Raw genomic sequence first — 25,050 nt, 5'->3', positions numbered from 1 at the left:
CTTTACGTGGGTTTTGTGGCTTAGCCACGGAAAAACACGGACAAACCCAAAGGCGGCACCGGGCTTGCGTGAGCGATGACCACGGCTGTTGTCTTGTTCCGTGTTTTCCGTGCGCTTCCGTGGCAAGAAAGATTTCTTTCCTGTCTTTACGTGGGTTTCGGGGCCAAGCGTTTTTCCATGGCCCATGCACTTTTAGGATACCGCGATGCGCCAAGCCGCCCAGTTTCGCCCGGGTCTGTTCGAACTGCTGGCCGACGCCGAACCGCGGCAGCGGCTGGAGGCCGAGCCGCTGCTGCGGGTGGACCGCCGCCGGCTGCAGGAATCGGTGCGGGCGGAACTGGCACGGCTGCTGTCCAGCCGCCGCGCGGCACAGCCCTACCTGGCCGAACTCAGCGTCATCGACTACGGCGTGGCGGACTGGAGCGCGCTGCACCCGGAGCGCGCCGAAGACCGCCAGCGGCTGGCGCGCGAGATCCGCCAGGCGATACGCAGCTTCGAACCCCGGCTGGCCGCGCCGCGCGTCAGCGTGGACACCGTGCCGGGCCGCGGCCTGCTTCTCAGCGTGCGCATAGACGGCGAACTCCAGGCCGAGGGCAGCCGCTGGCCGGCCGCCTTCGTCGCCGAGCTGGACCCGTCCGGCGCGCGGCTCACCGCCTGCGAGGACGCCGGCTGATGGAATCGCTGGACCCGCGCCTGCTGGACTACTACCAACGCGAACTCGCCTACCTGCGCCACGCCGGCGGCGAATTCGCCCAACGCTACCCCAAGGTGGCCCACCGCCTGCAACTGAGCGACGGCGAATGCCCGGACCCGCAAGTGGAGCGGCTGCTGGAAGGCTTCGCCCTGCTCTGCGCTCGGCTGCAACGCCGGCTGGACGACGACTACTCCGAACTCACCGACGCGCTGCTGGAACAGCTCTACCCGCACGCGCTGCGGCCCATGCCCTCCTGCGCCATCGCCCGCTTCGAGCCGGACCCGGACAAGGGCAAGCTGGACGCCGGCTACCGCATCGAACGCGGCACCCCGCTGTTCGTGGCCACCACCGCCGGCGACAGCCTGCGCTTTCGCACCAGCGCCGCCGTCACCCTGTGGCCGCTGCGGCTCGCCGACGCCAGCCTGCTGACCGAGGACGAAGCCCAGGCCGCCAGCGGCCTGGCCCAGGCGCGCGCCGCCCTGGTGCTGCGGCTGGAGAAACTGGGGCCGGAGCCGCTGGGCGCGCTGCCGCTGAACAGCCTGCGCATCCACCTGGCCGGCTCCCCGCTCAACGCCGCCGCGCTTTACGACCTACTGTCCGCCCACAGCCTGCAAATCAGCTGCCGGCTGCCGGAGCGGCCCGGCCTCGCGCCCTCCATCCGCCCCGGCGCGCTGCCGCGCGCCTGCGGCTTTGGCGCCGACGAAGCGCTGCTGCCGGCCGAGGACGGCGTGCACCCGGCGCACGCGCTGCTGGCGGAATACTTCGCCTGCCCGGAAAAATTCGCCTTCTTCGACCTGCCGCTCAGCCTGCCGCGCCAGGCGGAGCGGCAGCTGGAAATCGTCATCGCCTTCGAGCGCGCGCCGGCCGGCCGCCTGGGCATCCAGCACGGCGACATCGCGCTGGGCTGCGCGCCGGTGATCAATCTGTTTCCGCACACCTCAGAGCCGCTGCGCCCGGACGGCAGCCGCAGCGAATACCTGCTGGTGGCCGACGCCCACCGCGACCACAGCGTGGAAATCCACTCCATCCGCCAGCTGCGCGCCGCCGGCCCGGACGGCGCGCGCCGCATCGCCCCCTACTTCGCCTGCAGCCACGGCGAGGGCGGCGACGGCCGCTACTGGCACGCGCGCCGCGTGCGCGGCCTCAACCGGCTGCGCCCCGGCAGCGACATGCTGCTCACCCTGGTGGACGCCGATTTCGACCCGCTGGCCGCCAGCGAGCTCAGCCTCACCGCCGAGCTGCTATGCACCAACCGCCACCTGGCCGAGCAACTGCCGGCCGGCGCGCCGCTGATGTTCGAACTGCCCGGCCCGGTGGGCCAGGCGCGGCTGCTGCGCCCGCCGCGGCCGCAAACCGAAGCCGCGCTGGACGGCGCCTCGCGCTGGAAACTGGTGTCCCAGCTCAGCCTCAACCACCTGTCGTTGAGCGAAGGCCCGCAAGCGCTGGCCGCGCTGCGCGAAATGCTGGCGCTGCACAATCTGGGCGAACAGCCGGCCGCGCGCCGCCAGATCGAAGGCATCGTCGCGCTCGGCAGCGAACGCATCGTCGACCACGTCGGCGCCGACGCCTGGCGCGGCTGGCGCAACGGCCTGCTGCTGACGCTGGAGCTGGACCCGGCCTGCTTCGCCGGCGGCAGCCGCGTGCTGTTCGCCGCCGTGCTCGCCCACTTCTTCGCCCTCTACGCCCACGCCAACCGCTTCGTGCGCACCCGACTCGTCCACCAGCAACAGGAGATCCAGACATGGCAGCCCCCGCCCGGCCCCAGCCTGGTTCTGTAGCCGAGCGGCTGCTGACGCGGCCGCAGGGCTTTGAATTCGCCCAGGCGGTGATGCTGCTGGAACGGCTGACGCCGCAAGCCGCGCCGCTGGGCCAGGGCGCGGACCCGGCGCGCGAGGCGCTGCGGCTGCGCGGCCCGCTGCTGCCCGCCTTCGCCGCCAGCGAACTGAGCGCGCTGGAACCGGGCGCGCTGGGCGGCGACGCGCGCGACGGCCAGCCGGCGCTCGATGTCGAGTCCTTCGGCCTGGGCGGCCCGGACGGCCCGCTGCCCTACGCCTACCAGGAATGGCTGCAACAACGCCGCCAGGACAAAGACCACGCGCCGGCGGAATTCCTGCAACTGTTCCAGCACCGGCTGCTGGCCCTGCTCTACCGCGCCCAGCGCAAATACCGGCTGGCGCCCAGCTTCGCCGCGCCGCGGCTCAGCCCGGCGCGGCCGCTGCTGCTCAGCCTGTGCGGCCTGCTGCCCGCCGGCCTGCAACAACGCCAGGCGGTGCCGGACGCCGCGCTGCTGGCCCGCGCCGCCCTGCTGGCGGACCGCCGCCGCTCGCTGGCCGGCTTCGCCGCCTTGGCCAGCCGCCACCTGGCCGCGCCGGTGCAAGCCAGCCCCTACGCCGGCGGCTGGCGCGAGATCCCGCCGGCCAGCCGCACCCGCATCGGCCCCCACGGCCGCAACGCCGCGCTGGGCCAGGGCGCGCTGGCCGGCCGCCGCGCCTGGGACGAACACGCCGGCATCCGCCTCACCGTGGGCCCGCTGGACCCGGCCGGCTACCGCGCCTTCCTGCCCGGCGGCGAACGCCACCGCGCGCTGGCCGCGCTGGCGGTGTTCTACTTTGGCCCGGACCTGGACATCCAGCTCAGCCTGCTGTGGCAAGCGCCGGCCGCCGCGCTCAAGCTGCAAGCCCGCGCCGCGCCGCGGCTGAGCTGGGACAGCTGGCTGGGCGGCCCCGGCGGAGCGCGACAGCTGGACACCCGGCTGCAACGGCCGCCCCCGGCCGGCGAGGACCCGGCATGAGCGCCGAACTGTCCGAACTGGTGGCCCGCCTCAACCCCAGCTGCCGCAAGGCGCTGGAGCTGGCCGCCCAGCGCTGCCTGCAACAAAGCCACTACTACGTGGAAATCGAACACGTGCTGCTGGAGCTGCTGGAACTGCCCAACGGCGACCTGCCGCTGCTGCTGCCCAAGCTGGGCCTGAGCACAGACCAGCTGAGCGCGGAGCTGCGCCGCAGCCTGGACCAGTTCAAGCGCGGCGAAACCCGCGCCCCGGCCTTCTCCAGCCACACCGTGGCCTGGCTCAAGGAAGCGCTGCTGCTGGCCACGCTGCGCCAGCAGGCCAGCATCCGCTCCGGCCTGCTGCTGCTCACCCTGCTGGAGCGCGACGAACTGCGCAATCTGCTGCTGATCGGCGCGCCCTGCCTGCTGCGCGCGCCGCGCCAGCCGCTGAGCGAACAACTGGACGCCTGGGCCGCCGCCTCGCGCGAAGCCCCGTCCGCCGCCGCGGCGGAGCCGGCCGGCGCGCTGGCGCGCTTCACCCACGACCTGGTGGCCGACGCCCGCGCCGGCCGCATCGACCCCATCGTCGGCCGCGACGGCGAAATCCGCCAATGCCTGGACATCCTGCTTCGCCGCCGCCAGAACAACCCCATCCTGGTGGGCGCGCCCGGCGTGGGCAAAACCGCGGTGGCGGAAGGCCTGGCGCTGCGCATCGCCCACGAGGAAGTGCCGCCGGCGCTGGCCGGCGTCGGCCTGCTGGCGCTGGACCTGGGCCTGCTGCAAGCCGGCGCCGGGCTCAAGGGCGAATTCGAACAAAGGCTGCAAAGCGTGATGGACGACATCCGCGCCGCCGCCCGGCCCATCATCCTGTTCATCGACGAAGCCCACACCCTGGTGGGCGCCGGCGCGGCCGAGGGCCACAGCGACGCCGCCAACCTGCTCAAGCCGGCGCTGGCGCGCGGCGAGCTGCGCACCGTGGCCGCCACCACCTGGCAGGAATACAAGAAATACTTCGAGCGCGACCCGGCGCTGGCGCGGCGCTTCCAGCCGGTGCAAGTGGAAGAACCGGACGAAGACCGCGCCGTGGCCATGCTGCGCGGCGTCGCCGCCCGGCTGGAACAACACCACGGCGTGCGCATCCTGGACGCCGCCATCCACGACGCGGTCAAACTGTCCCACCGCTACATCTCCGGCCGCCAGCTGCCGGACAAGGCCATCAGCGTGCTGGACACCGCCTGCGCCCGCGTGGCGCTGGCCCAGCACGACCAGCCGCCGCAGCTGGAAAACCTGCGCCACCGCCAGGCCATGCTGGACGAGGAACTGGAGCGGCTGCTGAACGAACAGGCCACCGGCCTGGACCACGCCGCCCGCATCGCCGCGCTGCGCCAAGACAGCGCGCGCCAGCTGCAAGCCATGCGCGAACTGACCGTGCGCTGGCAGGACGAATTGCGCGCGGTGCGCGAAATCCTGCGCACCCGCCAGCAACTGCTGGACTTCCTGGCCAGCGAGCCCGAGCTGCCCGCCGGCGAACCGCCGCTGCTGCTGGAAGAAGCCGAAGACGGGCCAGCGACCGCCGACGAGGACGAAGCCGCGGACCCGGCGCTGCGGCTGGCGGAACAACTGGCGCGGCTGGAGGCCGGACTGGACGCGCTGCGCCAGGACGACCCGCTGGTGCCGGAGCATGTGGATTCCAAGGCGGTGGCCGCCGTCATCGCCGGCTGGACCGGCATCCCCGTGGGCAAGATGCTGGCCGACGAAGCCTACGCCATCCGCACCCTGGCCCAGCGCATGGGCCAGCGCGTGATCGGCCAGCCGGCCGCGCTGGGCAAGATCGCCCAACGCATCCAGGCCTACCGCGCCGGCCTGACCGACCCCGGCAAACCGGTGGGCGTGTTCCTGCTGCTCGGCCCCACCGGCGTGGGCAAGACCGAAACCGCCTACGCGCTGGCCGACGCGCTCTACGGCGGCGAACGCAATCTGATCGTGGTCAACCTGGCGGAATACCAGGAAGCCCACAGCGTCAGCCAGCTCAAGGGCGCGCCGCCCGGCTACGTCGGCTACGGCCAGGGCGGCGTGCTGACCGAAGCGGTGCGGCGCAAACCCTACAGCGTGGTGCTGCTGGACGAAATCGAAAAAGCCCACCCGGATGTGCTGGAAGCCTTCTACAACGTGTTCGACAAGGGAGTCATGGAAGACGGCACCGGCCTGACGGTGGACTTCAACAACACCATCATCCTGGCCACCAGCAATGTGGGGGCGGAGCTATTGCAAACCACGCCAGGCGAACAACTCGCCACCCAGCAGTTCGACGAACGCCTGCGCAAAACGCTGTTACAAGCCTTCCGCCCCGCCTTCCTCGCCCGCATGACCGTGGTGCCCTATCCGCCATTGGCGGAACGCACATTGGAAAACATCGTGATCAATAAGCTGGAAAAACTGCAAGCCCGCTATAAGGCGGCGACAGGGAAACAATTCGACTTCGACCCGGCCATTGTGAAAGCGGTTTTGGCTAAATGCAGCTCTGCCGGCGCGCGGGATATCGAGAACGTGTTGATGGCGCAGGTGACGGGGAAGTTGGCGGAGTGGGTGTTGGAACCCTAGGAGATATGCACATGAACTTACTCAGAGGACTGAATAGTTACGCTGAAGCTGTGACAATACTGACCTACAAAACTGCTGGCGGGTTCGCCCCCATACCCAATGAAGTTCCAGCCAAGCCGCCTAAGGACGCCTGTGATGTACAAAAAGGAACCGATGGCGAAACCCGTTACTCCCAAGACTCCGCCTGGATCTACTTTATGCAGAAGAATCACACAGGAGACAACGCGATAGTTGAATACACCACGAATCCAAACATGGCGAATCAGTTTAGTCGTCCGCTTACGATTGGCATCGAGATAGCAGATGCATGGTGCTATTCATGCGAAAAAGACTCATTTGAAAGTGGAGTAATGATTTTTCGAAGAGCCCCATTTATAAAAATACACGGCCTCATGATCAGCAAGCCCCAAATGCATGCTAGTCGTTCGGAAAAAGACACAATTTTCTTTACGTAGCTAGTGCAGTTGGCCTCGATGGCACAGATAGATATTTCTCACTTATGAGACAAACCAATGCCTCACCCTATCGACACTAAAGCTACCCTACCCGCCCCTTTGACTATCAAGAACAGGCTATTTAGATAGAAACAGCAAGGGCAATGAAGGCTTTTTATTTATCCACGAACACTGACCAGTGAAATACAATTCACCAACATTTTTCTAGAAAGAATAACATGGATGATGACTTCTTTTTTTCAGGCATAGGTAGTACGCGCGAAAAAAATTCTACACTTCTTAAGGCTAAGCAGTCACGCTACCATGCAATAAAAGAAGTGCCCATAAACAAAATACAACTACGAGGAGACTCCTACACAACCGGCGTTCATCATGAGCTAATGATTTTTCTAGAAAATTCAATAAATATAAGGGTATCAAGAACAAATGGGGAGGACACCCTTCAATTAGATGCTATAGATACAGGGAAATATGCAAAAAATGTACTACATGAAAAGAAAATAACCGACAAAAAAATAAACACAAAAACCGTTTTTATTGCATTTTCAGAAACAAAAAATGCTAGACCATACTACGACCAAGCAGATTGCCAAACCTTTGCGGCAGAAGTCTACAAAAAAATAACCGGAGAATCGCTTAACTCGAATTTAGGTGACGATGACTTCATTTAAGACGAGCCAACTATGCCAACTCAAATTAAGATAGAACACAAAAGAAGCACCTGTGCTAGAGGCGGACATATACTCACCACCAAGAACCTGAAATACGCCCCACTCAATTTATTTATTTTTATAGCCTACGGAAATACTAAGGGCCGTAGGTTGGGCTAAATGCAATGAAGCCCAACGTTTACCATTCACCATCCAAAAGCGACATAACCTTGGGCTTTCCTATTCACGCATAAAATAAACGCAATCCACTAAACCACCATGCTCCGCCCCTCCGACAAAACCACCCCGCTCTCGCTCAGCGCCTCCGTGCTGAAAGAGCTCTACCCGGACAGCCTGTCCAGCGACGAGGCGCTGAATGTGCTGGGTAACTTCACCCTGGCCGGCTTCAGCGACAGCGCTCTACCACAGAACAAAGCTCTTCTATCCTAGTTAGCAAGTTAGCGGAACGAATTTAGAATCGATACGATGATTTAAGCAGCAACCGGCAGAGTATCAACTCATTGGAAACAAACACAGGGAGGCCGCATGATTACCGTTATGACCCTCAGTGGTGGCTCGGGCACCATGTTTTGCAGTTGCAAGAATGGGGACTGCCAAGACCACAGCCTCATTTCCATTAGCACTCAAAACCATGAGGTCTATCAGTTTCAATACTCCGCCGGCCATCAAACAATGTATCTCAGAACCGCCAAGGATAAGATCACCCAGTTTTGGACCAACACCAAAGCCGCTCACATCCGGGTCCGGCATGTGATTTACATCCCCAGCAAGAATGAAGTGGCGCACATTCTAAGAAGCAAGCCGCCGGAAATCGGCATCCCGCCAACCAGCGCCATCGGCAGGCCGCCGCCAGCCCATCAGAGCATGGGTTCGGTAGTGGATATGAAGCCGCCCACCATGACCATGCGTCGCGGCGATGATGTCTTGATTGACATTGGCGGCAGCCATGGCGATGAAAAGGCCTTCTCGCATAAGCCGCTATTAAAAAAAATGCCGACGGCGCTGGGCTTGGATCAAGACAGAATGATCCAATTCATGACGGAGAATAATGGAAAAAACCTGGGCAACTGCGCGGAGGTGGTGGCGGCGGTGCTTGAGGCCGGCATCACCGACGCTCGGGATAGGCCGCTGACCACCGGCTACACGCTGCCCTTATGCGCTTGCATCTGCTGCTGCCATTCGCCTACCTCGGTGAGCAAACTGGCCTTTAACATCCAGAAAAACACCCTGGCGCAACTCAGCGAACAAGGCCTGCTGAGCACGGACTTGCTGGGCTACGCCCCCAATAAAATCTCCCAAGCCGGGAAAAGTCAACGTGACGAATTCGACTTATTCGATATCGACTTTGACTCGCTGTCTTACTACCAGAAAGATGACAATTGCTGTACCTCCCTGATTAAAATCATCTGGGACACTTTATCCATGTGCACCTTCAGCACCTACTCCAGAGCGCATGGCGGGGGCCAAGACAAGCAGCACTAACACCGCAGCATTAATTTGGAAGCTGTTTACCATCTGCTACGCGGTCAAGATCAAAGCGACTTGGCTTGCCAGCCGCACTGGAAACCGCGTATTCGATGCTCCCCAGGTCCCTTCAAGCCTGCCGTCGGGTGGCAGGCCCGAGGTCTTAAGCGGCTGCTTGTTCGAGCACCGCGACGTTAGCGCGGGGCGAGTTCAGCCGCGCCTCGGGCCTGACGGGGCCCGACGGGAAGCCGTAGGCCAGGCTTGCAGGGCGGCCTTTGGGGTGAAGGGGAATTTGGCCGAGCAAATTCCCCTTCCTGCCCGCCGGGCAGCCCCGGCAATGCAAACCATCATCCGCATAGCGGATTCAATGTATTGGGCAATACCTGAAAAGATCGTGAACAGACGTTTAGAGCCGTCAAGGAGCAACGATGCGCGTAGCCAGCTTCAATCTGGAAAAAAACGGCGAATCCTCGCCGCTGGATAAAAAGGCGCAGGTCGAGACCTTCATCCACCAATGCTGCTCCAACGACAGCTGGGACGTTGACGTGGTGTTTCTGTGCGAAGTGCACTCCGCCAGGCTGGACGACTATTACGATTATTTACGCGGCGTGTATCAAAACTATGATGTCCACGCCTTTGCCGGCGGACACTCCAACGGCTACATCGTGATAACCAGAAAAGGGCTACATCTCGAAGTTGTCAGCCAGGGACACTTGAAAGGCCTGAACCGGGACTTGATCGCGGTCGTGGCCCAAGGCGTCAACGGCTACACCGGCCTCTTGTTTCTGGCTCACTTCAAATCCGGCCAGGGCGGGCTGACCAAGAGCCAGCTGCGGGACTGCACCAGCCTGGACGGACACTGGGTGGCCACCGGCGATCTGAACCTGGACTACACCCGTGTAGAGGAGCTGGACACCCCCGGCGTGGCCTATGAATGCTGGCAAGGACAGGCCACCCACGCCAAAGGCGGCATCCTGGATTGGGTGCTGGCCTCGGTCGACGTCAAAGTCGCGCCTTTCGACATCAGCGGCTGGGCGGACGCGTTCGATATGAGCGGCCCGGACCATCGTCCCATCGTCTTCGACGTCCTCAGCTGAGCGCCGCTGCCGCGAGACGCCCATGCCCCGCCATCGGCCTGACTGATTATTCGACAAAGCAATACTAAGCCCACCTTTGAGGAGCATAGCGATGAGTCTAAGGTTGAGATTTGAATTGCTGAAGAGCCTGGTGAATGTCACATCGATAGAAGGCGACGGCAAGTTTCCCGGCAATGCCAACAGCAGCTGCACCGGTCAGGTGCTGACTTGGTTTCGCGCCTTGAGCGGCAACTTGAAAAGCGGCACCGGCCTTAGCGAATCGCTATTAAGTCCGCAACAACAGGCCACCCAATTGCATTTTGAACAGCTGAATAACGGCAACACCAGAATACTGGCGTCGATAGCGGAGAAAACCGTCAATATGCGCGGGCAAAACTCCGCGGAAAACATCAAAGACAAAACCCCATGGTCAGGCAAATACAAGCTCTACATCATCGCCAGTTCCAAAGGCAGCGGCCATGCGTTGGGTGTCTATTTTCCCTGGACGGGCAGAGTCCAGTTTTACGATCCCAACCTGCTAGTGTGCGAGATGAAGAAAGACGACGACATTTACCCTTTATTATCGCAATGGGTCAGGATGTACGACGGGCTGGACGCGCCGGACTCGATATGGGGGCACGAAGACCTGTACGTCATTCCCGAATCCAAATTAAAAACCACCTATATCGTATGACGCGGCAATCGCAAGCATCGATGCGCGCCAGCCTCCGAGCCGGGGGCAGAGGGGAAGTGCACATGAAACACCGCGCCCCATTCACCGCCTCAAGCCGGCCTGGCCAGCGGCAAGCCGCCCTATTGGCCGTCTTGCCGCCAGAGACGCCCAGGCAGGAGCAGAGTCAATCCCGCCGCGCCGCTCATGCTCTATTTCCCAATATTTGAGAACCGTCATGCCCCGCCCCTCCGACAAAACCACCCCGCTCTCGCTCAGCGCCTCCGCGCTGAAAGAGCTGTACCCGGACAGCCTGTCCGGCGACGAGGCGCTGAACGCGCTGGGCAGCTTCACCCTGGCCGGCTTCAGCGACAGCGCGCTGACGCTGGACAAGGCGGTGGCTTCCCACCTGACGCTGAGCCTGCGCCGCGACGACAAGACCCGGCCCGTAGACGGCCTGTGCGCGGCGATACGCCAATTGCCGGGCGACGCCACCGCGGACCGCTACAGCGTGACGCTGCGGCCCTGGCTGTGGTGGCTGAGCCTGGCCGGCAACAACCGCATCTTCCAGAACCAGAGCGTGCCGGACATCGTAAAAGCGGTATTCGCCGGCCACGGCTTCAGCGACTACCAGCTGAAGCTGGATGCGACTTATCCCAAGCGCGAATACTGCGTGCAGTTTGGCGAGAGCGATCTCAATTTTGTGATGCGGCTGCTGGAAGACGCCGGCATCTTCTGGTTCTTCACCCACGCCGACGGCAAGCACACCCTGGTGCTGGCGGACGGCAACAGCCATTTCCCGGACTGCCCCAATAACGCCAAGATCCCCTATCTGGGCCAGGACCTGGGCGGGCGCGAACTGGAAGGCGTGCGCAGCGCCGGCATCAGCCGCCAGGCGGTGGCCGGCGGCTACCGCGCCGGCGATTACGAATTCACCACCGCCAGCGCCTCGCTGTACGCGCAGGCGCTGGCCAAATCCGATCTGCCCAACCTCTACCAATACCCGGGCGGCTACGCCAAGAAGGCGGACGGCGACGCGCTGGCCAAGCAGCGCAGCGACGGTCTGCGCGCCGAGGAAGTGGAACTGGTGGGCGACAGCGACTGCCGCTGGCTGATTCCCGGCCACTGCTTCACCCTGAGCGGCCACCCGGACCCGGCCTGCAATATCGCCTGGGTGGTGACCCGCGTCAGCCACGAGGCCGGCCAGCAGCATTACCGCAACCGCTTCGCTGCCATCCCCAAGGCCACGCCCTACCGCCCGCCGCGGCTCACACCCAAGCCGGTGATGCACCCGCAGGTGGCCAAGGTGGTGGGCAAGGCCGGCGAGGAGATCTGGACCGATAAATACGGCCGCGTCAAAGTGCAATTCCCCTGGGACCGCGACGGCAAGGACGACGAATCCAGCTCCTGCTGGCTGCGGGTGATGCAGCCATGGAGCGGCAAGGGCTTTGGCATGCAGTTCATCCCGCGCATCGGCCAGGAGGTGATTGTCAGCTTTATCGACGGCGACCCGGACAAGCCGCTGGTCAGCGGCTGCGTCTACAACGGCGACAACGCGCTGCCCTACGAACTGCCGGCCAAGCAGGCCCAATCCGGCCTCAAGACCAACTCGACAAAAGGCGGCGGCGGTTTCAACGAATTGCGCTTCGACGACAGCAAGGACAAGGAAGAAGTGTTCTTCCAGGCGCAGAAGGACTACACGGTGAAAGTGCTCAACGACGCGGCCGCCGACGTGGGCCACGACGAAACCCTGGTGGTGAAGAACGAGCGCAAGCGCAGCGTCACCGAGGGCAACGACAGCCTCAGCGTGGACAAGGGCAACCGCACCGTGGAAGTGAAAACCGGCAATGAAACCCTCAACGTCAAGGGCAAGCGCACGGTCAAGGTGGAGGGCGACCAGAGCCACAGCACCGGCGGCAATCACGAACACAAGGTCAGCGGCAACTACACGCTGACCGTGGACGGCAACCTCACCATCAAGGTCAGCGGCACCCTCACCCTGCAAAGCGGCGGCGCCTTCACCGCCAAGAGCGACGCCGCCTACACCGCCCAGGCCGGCACCAGCCTGACCAATAAGGCCGGCACCGGGCTCACCAACCAGGCGGGCACCGAGCTGACCAATAAAGCCGGCACCACCCTGACCAACGACGCCGGGGTGTCGCTGACCAACAAAGCCAGCGCCAGCCAGACCGTGGACGGCGGCGGCATGCTCACCCTCAAGGGCGGGCTGATCCAGCAGAACTGACGCGATGGCGGAACCGATAGACCTCCAGCAAGACCAGCAGCGCTTCGTCGGCCAGCTGGCCGACGGCAAGCTGCAAGGCCCGGCGCGCATCGATCAGGCCGGCGCGCCGCTGGCGCGCTTCCACTACCAGGATGGCCAGTTGCACGGCCCGGCCACCCTGCTGCACCCCGGCGGCCAGCCCTCGGCCCAGCTGCATTACCAGCGCGGCCAGCTGCACGGCGCGGCGCAGTACTGGTCGCCGGAGGGCGCGCTGCAACGCCAGGCCCATTACCGCCACGGCCTGCCGCACGGCGAAACCCGCACCCTGTTTCCCAACGGCCAGGCGGCGGAGCTGGCGGTCTACCGCAACGGCCTCAAGCACGGCCTGCAACAGCGCTACCACCCCAACGGCGCGCTGGCGGAACGGCAGAATTTTGTCGAGGGCAAGCCGCTGGGGCCGCCGGAACGCTTCGCCGACGACGGCCGGCCGCTGAACGCGGACGGCAAGCCGATGGCGCGCTGGCGCTGGTGGTGGAGAAAGATGATGGGGTGAGCGCGGGGCCTAAGAACCTGTTTACGATCTGCTGCGCATCGGCGGGATGGATAGAAATGGGCGTTAAAAACAAGCTCAAAATGCTCATGTACCACGTGTACATTCCGCTTTTTCGCTCGTTTTCGCCTTGTCTCGCTCTTGCTCGCGAGATCGTAAACACGTTCTAAGAGCGGCTAACATTGTCAGTTTCACGTCTTTCGACAATCAGGACGGCTCTACATTTCTTGAACGAACATCACCGTGTTTCCGGCTGGATCGCTCACTTGCGCAAGCTTTATGAATCCTAGGTCCTGTGTTTCGCTAGCGGCAATACCAGCGTCTTGACAAACGGCCCTCTGTGTTTCGATATCGTGGACACCGCATACCACAGATGATTTACCCGCAAGGCTAGGGTCAGGAGCCAGCGAAACTTGAATCCAAGCATTTTTCGCCAGCTGCCATTCGGCGACGCCCTCATAAGGGGTCACATCTGGCTTGCGCCCAAGCCATGTGGCGTACCATTCAACGGCTCCGTCAAAATCATTCACGTGAAGAACGGAGACTACACTCGTAAAATTGTTATTCGACATTTCCTTATTCTCCTTCGCAAATAAAAATATCCGTTTTTTAAACTTGTAGGCTCACATTACGATTTCTTCAGTGCGTGAAATGCTGCCTAGCCACGCAGCGGATTCAAGGCTTTGAACAAGACTTCCCGTCAGCAAAGACCATGAACAGGCGAGCGCTACACCTGCCGCCCCAGCCACACCACCCGTCCCAACACCGAGAAATCCGCCGGCGGCGCGGCCAGGTCCACCTCAAACGGCGGATAAGCCTCATTGGCGCTGGACAGCCCCAGCTTGCCGCCCGGCAGCCGCTGCGCCCGGCGCACCACCACCTCGCCGTTCAGCTCCAGCGCGTACAAGCCGCTGCCCGGCTGCGTCTCCGCCCGGTTGACCAGGGCCAGATCGCCGTCGTTCAACACCCCGGCCATCGCGTCGCCGGCCACCGCCACCACCGCCAGCTGCTCGGCCGGCAGCTTGAGCCGGGACGCCAGCCAGCCCTGCGCCAGCGGCAAGGCCGCGCCGGCGCCGTAACACGGCACCTCCACATGCGCGCCCTGCGGCGCATAGCGCTCCGCCGTCTCGCCGGTCCGCGGACCGGCCTCGCCCGGCAAGGCCTCGCCCTCGCCGAACAGCAGCCAATCCGCCCGCACGCCGGTCAAACGCGAAAACTTGGCCACCAGCACGGCGGACGGCTGGCGCGCGCCGCCTTCGTAGTTTTGCAGCGACACCAGCGAGATGCCCAGTTTCTGCGCGGTGACGTCGCGCGCTTCTTTCAGCACCGTATCGCGGATAAACCTCAGTCGTTTGCCAAGAGATTCCACTGCCCACCCCCTCAGATTCAACAACGGACCCAGCTGATAGACGGAAAAACAACATTCGCGGTCCATGCAATGCATTGACTTTATTGAATATATTTATTTTCCCGCATGACGGACCACGCTCGCATTTGCAATAAACCTCAATCGTGGTCAGATGTTTCCATGCCGATGACAAGAAGCGGCCGACGCCGTCAAGGCTGAGCCGGCCCAGGCCCGGCGGCCATCCGCCAGGCCGCGCTTGCGTCAAGGCCAAACCAGGCGCCGACACGATTCGTGCATTCTAAGCCCGCCCTCTGGAAAGCGCGAATCCGGCCGGTCCAGCCCCGGCCGGCGCGCCGGCGGCAAGCCGGCCGCGCCGCTGGCCCCCTTTAGGAGCAGCCATGCCGATACGCACCCTCCTCGCCCGATTCGCCAAGCCGCCGCCGGCCAAGCCGCTCGCCCGCCTGATCAAGACCGTGCAGCAATTGCACGCGCAGCGCGCCGACAACCCCGCCCTCGCCGCCATCGATCTCGAGCTCGCCTATCTGTCCCGCTGCTGCGAGCATTACGACGATATCGCGGACGAGCTGCGCCAGTGCTGCGAGGCGCTGAGCGCGCTGCTGCTGATGCTGCGCCACACCGAAAACGCGCAACTGCGCGGCAAGGCGCTGTGGGCCTTGCTGGAGCCGCTGCAGCAACGTTTGCAGCTGGCGGCGGCCAAGCTGGAGGCGGTGACCTCCTGAGCGGCGGCGTGACCGTCGCGCCAGCCAGCGCGAGACTGGCGCTTGCGGCCGAGACGGCGGCCAGCGCAAACGGCGCCCATGCGTTTTAGAAGCCGCGCTCGCCGCGCCGCGGCTCACGCTGCGCAAGAGAGACGAGCCGGTTCCGAGCCCGCCCGCGCTCATGCGCGCCACCTTTCAGAGCCAGCTCAAAGTCTCGCGAGCCAGGGCGAGATAAGGCGAAAACAAGCGAAAAAGCGGAATGTACACGTGGCACAAAGCATTTTGAGCGTGTACTCACCGTGCAACGCTCCACGAAGCGCAGCAGATCGTAAACAGCTTCTTAGAGGCCGCTGGCCTCATCCTTCCAGCATCTTGCGCGCGCAGGCCTCGTCGGTGACCAGGCCGGACAGCCATTCTCCGCGCAGCGCCGCCAGGATGGCCGCCGCCTTGCCCTCGCCGCCGGCGAAGGCGATCACCGGCTTGGCCGGCCGCTGCCGCAAGGCCAGGCTGGTCACCCGCTGCTGCACCGCTTCGCCTACCAGCCGGCCGGCGCTGTCCATCGGCCGGCCCAGCAGCTCCGCCACCGCCTGGCGCGCCATCAGCCCGGCAATCTCCTCCTGATCCAGAAAGCCGTCCTCCTGCAAGGGGCAGCCCGGTTCAATGGCGCCGATGCCGATGAAGGCCACGTCGGCCTCCGCGCCCAGCGCTTCCACCGCGCGGTACAGCCGGTGGTGGCACCATTGCGCGCGGTCGTCGGCGCTGTCGGCGTACAAGGGCGCCGGCAGCAGGTAGTAACGGCTTTGGGTTTTCTGCGCCGCCGGCAGCGCCACATCGTAGCGGTTGGAGCAGCCGTCGTGGGCGATGGTGCCGATCAGCGACACCAGCCGGTGCTGCGGGCTGTGGATGTCGCCCAGTTCGTCGATCACGGCCTTGAGCGTGCGGCCGGAGCCCAGCGCCGCCACCAGCGGGCGCGGCTGCTGCAAATAGCGCTCGAACACGCGCGCGCCGGCCACCGCCAGCTTCTTGCGCAGTTCCGCCGGCGTGTCTGCGTCGGCCGGCACCACCTCGCACAGTTGCAGGCCGAAACGCCGGCGCAAGGCTTCCGCCAATTCCAGACAGGCCGCCACCGGATGCGTCACCGTCACCTTGACCAGGCCCTGGTCCACCGCCGCCGCCACCAGCCGCTGCGCCACCTGGCGCGACACTTGTAGCTGCTCGGCGATCTCGTTCTGGGTCTTGCCCGCCACGTAATACAGCCAGGCGGCCCGCGCCGCCTGGTCCAGCTTTTCCTGCTGTTTGGACAAAACACCCTCCTCGCTTACCAATCCTTGTCGCTGCGTCAAAGCAGCTCAGAGCCTGTTCACAATCTGCGACGCATCGTGAGACGTCACACGGCGAGCACCACTTCGAAATGCTCATGTATCACGAGTACATTCCGCTTTCTCAGCGCGGTTCCTCTTGCTCGCTAGATCGTGAACCGGTTATCAGAACAGAAAATGGCCGGGGTGACGATGCGCGCGCGGCCGATGCTGCCGCGTTGCAGCAAGCCGGCGCGGCGGTCCCCCGTCACCAGATAGTCCGCCTCGCCCGCCAAGGCCATCGCCAGCAGGAAAACGTCGTTCGGATCCGTCGCCTCCACCCCAGGCGGCAGCGGCGGCAAAACGTCCAATACGATGGCGCGCTGCAAATTGTTAACCATGGTGCCAACGCGATGCGCGGGCAGGATGGCCCTGAGCTTGGGGTAACGGCTGGCGCGGCGCAGCTCATCGAGTTGCGCCGCGGAGGTCAGCAATTCGAAGCGCGAAGCGCGCCAGGCGCGATAGATGACATCCGCCGGACCGCTTGGCGCAATCAACGCGCCCAGCAGCACATTGGTGTCCAAGATGACCCGCATCAGTCTTCACGCGCCCATTGCACCGCTTCGTCTATCAGCTCGCTCAGCTCCGTTTCGCTCATGCCGGCCGCGGCGCTCTTGGCCTGCTTGGCGGCGCTCTCCAGCAAGTAGGCGCGCACGGCCTCCTCGATGAAACGCGACAAATCGCCCTTGCGGCCGCCTCCTTGCGCGGCGATGAACATGCGCACGGACTGATCCACCTCCGGCGACACGGCGATATTCCAGCGAACGGTGTTCATGATGACATCCTCCACAAGGCGTTTATACACATAGGTGTTTATACGCCAAGCGGCATAGCGCCGCAATGACAAGCCATGCCACGCCGGAACCGGCCCCGCCGTCGTCACGGGCGGCAAGTTTTTCTTAAAAATCATGCTGCTATGCAGCACTTCTTTTTCGCCCTCTGCGCTTGACAGCCTTCTCCATTTTATCGAATATTTGCCCACAACAAGAGCAAATGCTCAAAAATAATCTTTGGAGGAGAAAGCATGAAGTTGAAACACAAGGTGGCCATCGTCACCGGCGCGGCCGGCGGCATCGGGCTGGCGGTGGCGCGCCGCTATCTGGCCGAAGGCGCGCGCTGCCTGCTGGTGGACCTGCGGCTGAGCCCGGAACTGCTGGCGCTGGCCGGCGGGGCGGACGCGGACAACACGGCCTTGCTGGCCGCCGACATCGGCAAGCGCGACGATATCGAACACATCGTCCGCGCCGCGATCGAGCGCTTCGGCCGCGTGGACATCCTCTACAACAACGCGGCGCTGTTCGACCTGGCCCCGCTGCTGGAAGCCAGCTGGGACAGCTATGAGCGGCTGTTCGCCGTCAACGTCAAGGGCATGTTCTTCCTGATGCAGGCGGCGGCGCGGCAAATGGCGGCCCAGGGCGAGGGCGGCAAGATCATCAATCTGTCGTCCCAGGCCGGCCGCCGCGGCGAGGCGCTGGTGGCCCATTACTGCGCCAGCAAGGCGGCGGTGATCAGCTACACCCAGTCCGCCGCCCTGGCGCTGGCGCCGCACGGCATCAACGTCAACGCCATCGCGCCCGGCGTGGTGGACACGCCGATGTGGGATCAGGTGGACGCGCAGTTCGCCCTTTACGAGAGCCTTGGCCCCGGCGAGAAAAAACGGCGGGTGGGCGCGGCGGTGCCGCTGGGCCGCATGGGCAGGCCGGAGGATTTATGCGGCGCGGCGGTGTTTCTCGCCTCCGCCGACGCGGACTACATCACCGCCCAGACGCTGAACGTGGACGGCGGCAACTGGATGAGCTGAGAACCTGTTTACGATCTGCTGCGCGTCGTGAGACGTGACACGGTGAGTACCGCTTAGAAATGCTCATGTACCGTATGTACACGCCGCTTTCTCAGCCGCAACGCCTTGTCTCGCCTTAGCTAGCGAGATCGCAAACACGTTCTAAGCCGCCCTGATTCACGCCTCAATACCCGATCCAGAACCGCAGACACCGCCCCGAGCGGGCCCGAGCCGCCGCCGCATCGCGCCCGGCAAGCCGGCCGCACCAGCTTTGTCCTCAACGCTTCAAGCAAGGAGAAACGCCATGACCAGACCCTGCCGCTTCCCGCTGGCCGCCACCCTGCTGCTGGCCGGCTCCGCCCACGCCGCCACCCTCACCATCGCCACGCTGAACAACCCGGACATGATCACGCTGAAAAAGCTGTCCCCGGCCTTCGAGGCGCAAAACCCCGGCATCAAGCTCAACTGGGTGGTGCTGGAGGAAAACATGCTGCGCCAGCGCGTCACCACCGACATCGCCACCAAGAGCGGCAAATTCGATCTGATGACGATAGGCACCTACGAAGCGCCGATCTGGGCCCAAAAAGGCTGGTTGCAGCCCATGGATCAACTGGCGCCCGGCTATGAGCTGGCCGATGTGGTCAAGACCGCGCGCGACGCGCTGTCCTACAAGGGCCAGCTGTACGCGCTGCCCTTCTACGTGGAAAGCTCGATGACCTATTACCGCAAGGACTTGTTCGCCAAACTGGGGCTGAACATGCCGGAGCGGCCCACTTACCAGCAGATCGCCGGCTTCGCCAAAACGCTGAAGGAAAAAGGCGGGGTGTACGGCATCTGCCTGCGCGGCAAGGCCGGCTGGGGCGAGAACATGGCCTATCTGTCCACCCTGATCCACACCAACGGCGGCCGCTGGTTCGACGAGCAATGGCGGCCGACGATAGACAGCCCGGAGTGGAAGCAGTCGCTGAACTTCTACGTGGACCTGATGCGCCGCTACGGCCCGCCCGGCGCCAGCACCAACGGCTTCAACGAGAACCTGACCCTGTTCGCCAGCGGCAAATGCGGCATCTGGATAGACGCCACCGTGGCCGCCGGACTCTTGTTCAACCCCAAGGAATCCCAGGTGGCGGACAAGGTGGGCTTCGCCCAAGCGCCGACGGGGGTGACGCCCAAGGGCTCCAGCTGGCTGTGGTCCTGGGCGCTGGCGGTGCCCAAGTCCTCGCGCCAGCAGGCGGCGGCCAAGCAGTTTGCGCAATGGGCCACCTCCAAGGACTACATCCGGCTGGTGGCCAAGGATCAGGGCTGGACCTCGGTGCCGCCCGGCACCCGCCTGTCCACTTACCAGCAGCCGGAATACCAGAAGGCCGCGCCCTTCGCCAAATTCGTGCTGGCGGCGATCCAGCAGGCCAACCCCAATGAGCCGGCGCTGAAAAAAGTGCCCTATACCGGCATCCAGTATGTCGGCATCCCGGAGTTCCAGTCCTTCGGCACCGTGGTGGGCCAGGCCGTTTCCGGCGCGTTGGCAGGTCAAAGCAGCGTGGACGCGGCGCTGAAAGCCGGCCAGGCGGCGGCGGACCGGGCGGTGCGGCAAGGCGGTTATCAGAAGCCGTAGAACCTACGGAGTCTGCTCCCAGCGCTTCGCCGCTCCCATCCACCCACGACCGCCGTCGCGGCGGTCCGGAGGAAAACCCATGCCCTCTCCCGCTCACACTTTGCGCGCCGCCGCCGGCGCGGCCCCGCCGCCCAGGCCGCGCCGCGGCGGCGTACAGCGCTGGCTGCTGGCCCCGGCGGTGCTCAGTCTGTTGCTGTGGTCGCTGGTGCCGCTGGCGATGACCCTGTATTTCTCGGTCAACCGCTACAGCCTGCTGAGCCCGGACGAATCCGGCTTCGCCGGCCTGGACAATTACCGCTTCCTGTGGAGCGATCCGGCCTTTGTCCCCTCCATCGCCAACACCTTGCTGCTGACCGGCGCGGTGCTGCTGATCTCCGTCGTCGGCGGCGTGCTGATGGCGGTGCTGTTCGACCAGCCCTGCTTCGGCCGCGGCCCGGCCCGGCTGCTGGCCATCGCGCCATTCTTCGTGATGCCCACCGTGGGCGCGCTGATCTGGAAGAACATGCTGCTGCACCCGGTCTACGGCCTGTTCGCCGCCGCCGCGCAAGCGCTGGGCCTGCCGCCGGTGGACTGGCTGGGCCAGTACCCGATGTTCTCTCTCATCCTGATCGTCAGCTGGCAATGGCTGCCCTTCGCCTTCCTGATCCTGCTCACCGCCATCCAGTCGCTGGACCCGGAGCAGAAGGAAGCCGCCCAGATCGACGGCGCCGGCCCGCTGGCCATGTTCTTCCACATCGTCCTGCCGCATCTGAGGCGGCCCATCGGCGTGGTGGTGATGATTGAAACCATCTTTTTGCTATCGGTGTTCGCGGAAATCTACGCCACCACCGGCGGCGGCCCCGGCACCGCCACCACCACGCTGTCCTTTTTGATCTACGCGGTGGGCTTGCAGCAATTCGATGTCGGCCTGGCGTCCACCGGCGGCGTGCTGGCGGTGGTGCTGGCCAATATCGTGGCGGTGTTCCTGATCCGCATGCTGGCGCAGAACTTCAAGGAGGAACGACAAACATGAACGCGAAAGCGACGCTGTCCTGGCGCTACGCCGCCACCTCCGCCGCGGCCTGGCTGATCGCCCTGCTGCTGTTCTTCCCCATCCTGTGGATGCTGCTGACCGCCTTCAAGACCGAGGCCCAGGCCTACCAGCTCAGCCTGTGGTTCCAGCCCACGCTGGACAGCTTCCGCGAGGTGTTCGCCCGCAGCGACTACCTGGCCTTTGCCGGCCATTCCGTCGCCGTGTCCTTCGGCGCCACCGCGCTCAGCCTGCTGCTGGCGGTACCGGCCGCCTATAGCCTGGCCTTCCATCCCGGCGCGCGCGCGCAGCCGCTGCTGTTGTGGATGCTGTCCACCAAGATGCTGCCTTCGGTGGGCGTGCTGCTGCCGGTCTATCTGCTGCTGAAACAGGGCGGCCTGCTGGATACCGTGACCGGGCTGGCGCTGGTCTACGCGCTGGCCAATCTGCCGATCGCGGTGTGGATGGCCTACACCTATTTCTGCGAAGTGCCGCGCGAAATCCTGGAAGCGGCGCGCATGGACGGCGCCGGCCTGTGGCAGGAAATCACGCATATGCTGCTGCCGATGGCCCTGCCCGGCCTGGCGTCCACCAGCTTGCTGCTGCTGATTCTGAGCTGGAACGAGGCGTTCTGGAGCATCAATCTGTCCAGCGCCCACGCCGCGCCGCTGACGGTGTTCATCGCCTCCTACTCCAGCCCGGAGGGCCTGTTCTGGGCCAAGCTGTCCGCCGCCTCGCTGCTGGCGGTGGCGCCCATCCTGGCGCTGGGCTGGCTGACGCAAAAGCAGCTGGTGCGCGGCCTCACCTTCGGAGCGGTCAAATGAGCGCCGCCGTCGCCCATCTGGTCTGCGATTGCGACGGGGTGCTGCTGGACAGCGAGGCCGCCGCCCAGCGCGCGCTGCAAACGCAGCTGGCGGCGCGCCTGCCGTCCGGCGTGGACGCGGCCGCGGTGATCCAGCCGCGGCTGGGCATGACGCTGGAAGCGCTGTTGACCGACATCGCCCGCCAGCACCCCTTGCCGCTGACGCCGGACGAGATCGCGCGCATCCGCCGGGCGGTGGACGCCGAGGTGGCGGCGCGGCTGCGGGCCGTGCCCGGCGTGGCCGCCGCCTTGCGCGCCATCCCCTTGCCCAAGGCGGTGGCCAGCAACAGCGCCGGGGCGCGGGTGCGCGCGGCGTTGCGCCGCACCGGGCTGTGGCCCTTGTTCCAGGGCCGCGTGCATTGCGCCGACGAGGTGGGCGCGGCCAAGCCGGCGCCGGATGTCTACCTGGCGGCCTGCCGCTCGCTGCGCGCCGCGCCGGATCGCTGCCTGGCGCTGGAGGACAGCGTCACCGGCGTCACCGCCGCCCGCGCCGCCGGCCTGCGCGTGCTGGGCTTCGCCGGCGCCGGCCACATCGCCGCCGGCCACGCGGAGCGGCTGCTGGCCGCCGGGGCCGGCCTGGTCTTCGACGATATGCGGCGGCTGCCGGAGCTGGTGCGCCGGCTGCAAGCCCGTCCGTTCTGAAATACTGAAAGGAGAAAACGCATGGCAAGCGTCCAATTGCGCCATGTCGGCAAACGCTACGGCGACGGTCCGGAAGTGATGTCCGACATTCAACTGCACATCGACGACGGCGAATTCGTCGTCTTCGTCGGCCCGTCCGGCTGCGGCAAGTCCACGCTGCTGCGCATGATCGCCGGCCTGGAGGAGATCAGCGACGGCGAGCTGGAGATAGGCGGCGAACGCATGAACGAGGTGCCGGCGGCCAAGCGCGGCATCGCCATGGTGTTCCAGTCCTACGCGCTCTACCCGCATATGAGCTTGTACGACAATATGGCCTTCGGCCTCAAACTGGCCGGCAAGAGCCGCGCCGAGATCGACGCCGCGGTGCGCCGCGCCGCCGCCATCCTGCACATCGACCACCTGCTGGAGCGCAAGCCCAAGGCTCTGTCCGGCGGCCAGCGCCAACGGGTGGCCATAGGCCGCGCCATCACCCGCCAACCCAAGGTGTTCTTGTTCGACGAGCCGCTGTCCAATCTGGACGCGGCGCTGCGGGTCAAAATGCGGCTGGAGTTCGCCCGCCTGCACCAGCAACTGAAAACCACCATGATCTACGTGACCCACGATCAGGTGGAGGCGATGACGCTGGCGGACAAGATCGTGGTGCTGTCGGCCGGCCGCGTCGAACAAGTGGGCGCGCCGCGCGCGCTCTACCACCATCCGGCCAACCGTTTCGTCGCCGGCTTCATCGGCTCGCCGCGGATGAATTTTCTGCCGGGCCGCGTGTTGAGCATCCAGCCGGCAGGCGTGGCCGTGCGTCTGGACGGCGGCGGCGAGCTGCTGGCGGCGGTGACGGCGCAAGACCTGAAGCCCGGCGACGCCGTCGCCGTAGGCGTCCGCCCGGAACACCTGCAACCGGCCCCCGGGCCAGCGGCGCTGCGCGCCCGCGTGGCCGCGGTGGAAAGCCTGGGCGACTGCGCCTATCTGTACGCCGAGGCGCCGGACGCCGACGAGCCGCTGATCAGCCGGATCTCGGACGCGCAGGACTTCGCCGCCGGCGACGAAACCGGCTTCAGCGCCCTGCCGCGACACTGCCACCTGTTCCGCGAGGACGGCCTGGCCCTGCCGCGCCTGCCGCGCTAAACCCCGCCATGGAACCCGCGATGACACTTGCCCCCACCCCGCCGCGCTGGCTGCATATCGGCGCCGGCGCCTTCCACCGCGCCCACCAGGCCGTCTATCTGGACCAACTGGCCGGCGCCGACGCCGAGCCCTGGCGGCTGGCCGTCGGCAATATCCGCGCCGACCTGAACCCGCTGCTGGAGCAGTTGGCGGCGCAGCAAGGCCAGTACACGCTGGAAACCGTCAGCCCGGCCGGCGAGCGCCGCTACCGGCGCATCCGCGCCATCGACGCGGTGCTGCCCTGGGACCGCCAACTGAGCGCGCTGATAGGCGAAGGCGCTCATCCGGCCACCCGGGTGATCTCCTTCACCGTCACCGAAGCCGGCTACTACCTGAACCAGGAGCAGGCGCTGGACACCGCCAATCCGGAGCTGGCGGACGATTTGCACGGCGGGCTCAACACCCTGTACGGCGCCGTCGCCGCGATTTTGCGCGCGCGCGCGGCGCGCGGCGGCGGCGCGCTCACCTTGCTCAACTGCGACAATCTGCGCCACAACGGCGAGCGCTTCCGCCAGGGCCTGGAACAGTTTCTGACCCTGCGCCAGGAAACCGAGCTGCTGGCGTGGACACGCCGCCACAGCAGCTGCCCCAACGCCATGGTGGACCGCATCACCCCGCGGCCGCCGCCGGAGCTGGCGGAGCGGGTGGCCGCCGCCACCGGCTGGCGCGACCCCTGCGCGATCACCGCCGAATCCTTCACCCAGTGGGTGATAGAGGACCGCTTCGCCGCCGGCCGCCCGGCGCTGGAGCGCGTCGGCGCGCAGCTGGTGGCCGATGTCCAGCCCTATGAGGAAGCCAAGATCCGCATCCTCAACGCCAGCCACAGCGGCATCGCCTGGGCCGGCAGCCTGCTTGGCCTGGACTTCATCCACCAGGGCGCGGCGGACCCGGACATCCGGCAACTGGCTCACGACTACGTCAGCCAGGACGTGATCCCCTGCCTCAGCCCCAGCCCGCTGGACCTGGCCGGCTACCGCGACAGCGTGCTGGAGCGCTTCGGCAATCCGGCGCTGGGCGACAGCAATCAGCGCGTGGCGGCGGACGGCTACGCCAAGCTGCCCGGCTTCATCGCGCCCACGCTGCGGGAATCCATCGACGCCGGCCGCCGGCCGGACGCCTGCGCCATGCTGCCGGCGCTGTTCCTGCGCTTTTTGCAACGCTGGCGCGCCGGCCGGCTGGGCTACGCCTACCGGGACGGCAGCATGGACATCGCCGCCTGCCATCGCATGCTGGCGGCCGCCGACCCGGTGGCCGCCTACTGCGCGGACCCGGCGCTCTGGGGCCCCTTGGCCGGCAGCCCGGCGCTTGTCGCGCCCTTGCGCGCCGCATTGGCGCGGGTGGACAGCTGGCTGGACGGCCGCGGACGGGGATAGACTGCGCGAGAGAGC

25 protein-coding genes are annotated in these 25,050 nt (G+C 65.2%); 20 read left to right on the top strand and 5 right to left on the bottom strand.

Translation table 11 applies throughout. The features are described 5' to 3' along the window. Window positions 1-205: 205 nt before the first annotated feature. From tssE to ACODSD_RS14020, 12 genes are all read left to right on the top strand, one after another. Window positions 206-673: a type VI secretion system baseplate subunit TssE gene (tssE, locus tag ACODSD_RS14075; RefSeq protein ID WP_107801837.1), complete on the top strand. Its 468-nt coding sequence runs from the start codon at window positions 206-208 to the stop codon at window positions 671-673. Further along, window positions 673-2,472: a type VI secretion system baseplate subunit TssF gene (gene tssF, locus ACODSD_RS14070; RefSeq protein ID WP_488877635.1), complete on the top strand. Its 1,800-nt coding sequence runs from the start codon at window positions 673-675 to the stop codon at window positions 2,470-2,472. The genes tssE and tssF overlap by 1 nt, the downstream gene beginning before the upstream one ends. After that, window positions 2,436-3,485, top strand: coding sequence for a type VI secretion system baseplate subunit TssG (gene tssG / locus ACODSD_RS14065; protein ID WP_488877634.1), 1,050 nt, complete (start codon window positions 2,436-2,438; stop codon window positions 3,483-3,485). The genes tssF and tssG overlap by 37 nt, the downstream gene beginning before the upstream one ends. Then, on the top strand, window positions 3,482-6,064 hold the full coding sequence (gene tssH / locus ACODSD_RS14060) for a type VI secretion system ATPase TssH (protein ID WP_488877633.1): 2,583 nt from the start codon (window positions 3,482-3,484) through the stop codon (window positions 6,062-6,064). Before tssG ends, tssH begins: the two co-directional genes overlap by 4 nt. Window positions 6,065-6,075: 11 nt before the next feature. Continuing rightward, window positions 6,076-6,519 (top strand): hypothetical protein, encoded by a 444-nt coding sequence (locus ACODSD_RS14055; RefSeq protein WP_146176658.1) that lies wholly within the window; start codon window positions 6,076-6,078, stop codon window positions 6,517-6,519. A gap of 218 nt (window positions 6,520-6,737) precedes the next feature. Continuing rightward, complete coding sequence (locus ACODSD_RS14050) at window positions 6,738-7,190, top strand: hypothetical protein (protein WP_486635506.1); 453 nt, start codon at window positions 6,738-6,740, stop codon at window positions 7,188-7,190. Between the two features lie 258 nt (window positions 7,191-7,448). Next, window positions 7,449-7,619: a hypothetical protein gene (locus ACODSD_RS14045; RefSeq protein WP_158274300.1), complete on the top strand. Its 171-nt coding sequence runs from the start codon at window positions 7,449-7,451 to the stop codon at window positions 7,617-7,619. A gap of 96 nt (window positions 7,620-7,715) precedes the next feature. Continuing rightward, complete coding sequence (locus ACODSD_RS14040; protein WP_488877632.1) at window positions 7,716-8,672, top strand: hypothetical protein; 957 nt, start codon at window positions 7,716-7,718, stop codon at window positions 8,670-8,672. A gap of 410 nt (window positions 8,673-9,082) precedes the next feature. After that, window positions 9,083-9,751, top strand: a complete 669-nt coding sequence (locus ACODSD_RS14035; RefSeq protein WP_107799793.1) for an endonuclease/exonuclease/phosphatase family protein — start codon at window positions 9,083-9,085, stop codon at window positions 9,749-9,751. 91 nt (window positions 9,752-9,842) lie between these two features. Further along, window positions 9,843-10,424, top strand: coding sequence for a hypothetical protein (locus ACODSD_RS14030; RefSeq protein WP_156183856.1), 582 nt, complete (start codon window positions 9,843-9,845; stop codon window positions 10,422-10,424). Between the two features lie 214 nt (window positions 10,425-10,638). Then, the gene (locus ACODSD_RS14025) at window positions 10,639-12,645 is read left to right on the top strand and encodes a type VI secretion system Vgr family protein (protein ID WP_488877631.1); all 2,007 of its coding nucleotides are present in this window, start codon (window positions 10,639-10,641) and stop codon (window positions 12,643-12,645) included. Between the two features lie 4 nt (window positions 12,646-12,649). Next, a complete protein-coding gene (locus ACODSD_RS14020; protein WP_227104103.1) occupies window positions 12,650-13,177 on the top strand; it encodes a toxin-antitoxin system YwqK family antitoxin in 528 nt (175 codons plus the stop codon). A 215-nt stretch (window positions 13,178-13,392) separates the two neighbouring features. Here ACODSD_RS14020 and ACODSD_RS14015 read toward each other — a convergent pair whose 3' ends face one another. Together ACODSD_RS14015 and ACODSD_RS14010 are read right to left on the bottom strand one after the other, a co-directional pair. Further along, window positions 13,393-13,746, bottom strand: a complete 354-nt coding sequence (locus ACODSD_RS14015; protein WP_488877630.1) for a VOC family protein — start codon at window positions 13,744-13,746, stop codon at window positions 13,393-13,395. Between the two features lie 155 nt (window positions 13,747-13,901). Then, window positions 13,902-14,543 carry a S24 family peptidase gene (locus ACODSD_RS14010; protein ID WP_235087642.1) on the bottom strand — a complete coding sequence of 214 codons (642 nt, stop codon included), beginning with the start codon at window positions 14,541-14,543 and terminating at the stop codon, window positions 13,902-13,904. Between the two features lie 377 nt (window positions 14,544-14,920). On the opposite strand from ACODSD_RS14010, the gene ACODSD_RS14005 reads away from it, so the two are divergent. Then, window positions 14,921-15,262, top strand: coding sequence for a hypothetical protein (locus ACODSD_RS14005; protein ID WP_107799799.1), 342 nt, complete (start codon window positions 14,921-14,923; stop codon window positions 15,260-15,262). A gap of 335 nt (window positions 15,263-15,597) precedes the next feature. On the opposite strand, the gene ACODSD_RS14000 is transcribed toward ACODSD_RS14005, so the two are convergent. The 3 genes from ACODSD_RS14000 to ACODSD_RS13990 all read right to left on the bottom strand — a co-directional run bounded on the left by ACODSD_RS14000 (window position 15,598) and on the right by ACODSD_RS13990 (window position 17,374). Beyond that, window positions 15,598-16,545, bottom strand: coding sequence for a sugar-binding transcriptional regulator (locus ACODSD_RS14000; RefSeq protein ID WP_474454000.1), 948 nt, complete (start codon window positions 16,543-16,545; stop codon window positions 15,598-15,600). A 161-nt stretch (window positions 16,546-16,706) separates the two neighbouring features. After that, the gene (locus ACODSD_RS13995; protein ID WP_488877629.1) at window positions 16,707-17,123 is read right to left on the bottom strand and encodes a putative toxin-antitoxin system toxin component, PIN family; all 417 of its coding nucleotides are present in this window, start codon (window positions 17,121-17,123) and stop codon (window positions 16,707-16,709) included. Window positions 17,124-17,134: 11 nt separating this feature from the next. Then, the gene (locus ACODSD_RS13990) at window positions 17,135-17,374 is read right to left on the bottom strand and encodes a ribbon-helix-helix domain-containing protein (protein ID WP_107799802.1); all 240 of its coding nucleotides are present in this window, start codon (window positions 17,372-17,374) and stop codon (window positions 17,135-17,137) included. A gap of 249 nt (window positions 17,375-17,623) precedes the next feature. Between ACODSD_RS13990 and ACODSD_RS13985 the strand changes: the two genes are divergently transcribed. The 7 genes from ACODSD_RS13985 to dalD all read left to right on the top strand — a co-directional run bounded on the left by ACODSD_RS13985 (window position 17,624) and on the right by dalD (window position 25,035). Then, window positions 17,624-18,400 (top strand): L-iditol 2-dehydrogenase, encoded by a 777-nt coding sequence (locus ACODSD_RS13985; protein WP_019102568.1) that lies wholly within the window; start codon window positions 17,624-17,626, stop codon window positions 18,398-18,400. 283 nt (window positions 18,401-18,683) lie between these two features. Next, entirely contained in the window at window positions 18,684-19,991 is a 1,308-nt protein-coding gene (locus ACODSD_RS13980; RefSeq protein ID WP_227104109.1) for an ABC transporter substrate-binding protein, read from the top strand. A gap of 79 nt (window positions 19,992-20,070) precedes the next feature. Continuing rightward, window positions 20,071-21,003 carry a carbohydrate ABC transporter permease gene (locus tag ACODSD_RS13975; RefSeq protein WP_488877628.1) on the top strand — a complete coding sequence of 311 codons (933 nt, stop codon included), beginning with the start codon at window positions 20,071-20,073 and terminating at the stop codon, window positions 21,001-21,003. Further along, window positions 21,000-21,824, top strand: coding sequence for a carbohydrate ABC transporter permease (locus ACODSD_RS13970; RefSeq protein WP_488877627.1), 825 nt, complete (start codon window positions 21,000-21,002; stop codon window positions 21,822-21,824). Before ACODSD_RS13975 ends, ACODSD_RS13970 begins: the two co-directional genes overlap by 4 nt. After that, window positions 21,821-22,504, top strand: coding sequence for an HAD family hydrolase (locus ACODSD_RS13965; protein WP_488877626.1), 684 nt, complete (start codon window positions 21,821-21,823; stop codon window positions 22,502-22,504). Before ACODSD_RS13970 ends, ACODSD_RS13965 begins: the two co-directional genes overlap by 4 nt. Before the next feature lie 21 nt (window positions 22,505-22,525). Further along, window positions 22,526-23,623 (top strand): ABC transporter ATP-binding protein, encoded by a 1,098-nt coding sequence (locus ACODSD_RS13960; protein WP_107799805.1) that lies wholly within the window; start codon window positions 22,526-22,528, stop codon window positions 23,621-23,623. A 20-nt stretch (window positions 23,624-23,643) separates the two neighbouring features. Further along, complete coding sequence (dalD, locus tag ACODSD_RS13955; RefSeq protein WP_227104116.1) at window positions 23,644-25,035, top strand: D-arabinitol 4-dehydrogenase; 1,392 nt, start codon at window positions 23,644-23,646, stop codon at window positions 25,033-25,035. Window positions 25,036-25,050: the final 15 nt, after the last annotated feature.

It is taken from the genome of Chromobacterium sp. FG22 (assembly GCF_057809415.1).
This window is presented reverse-complemented; position numbering and strand designations above follow the sequence as displayed.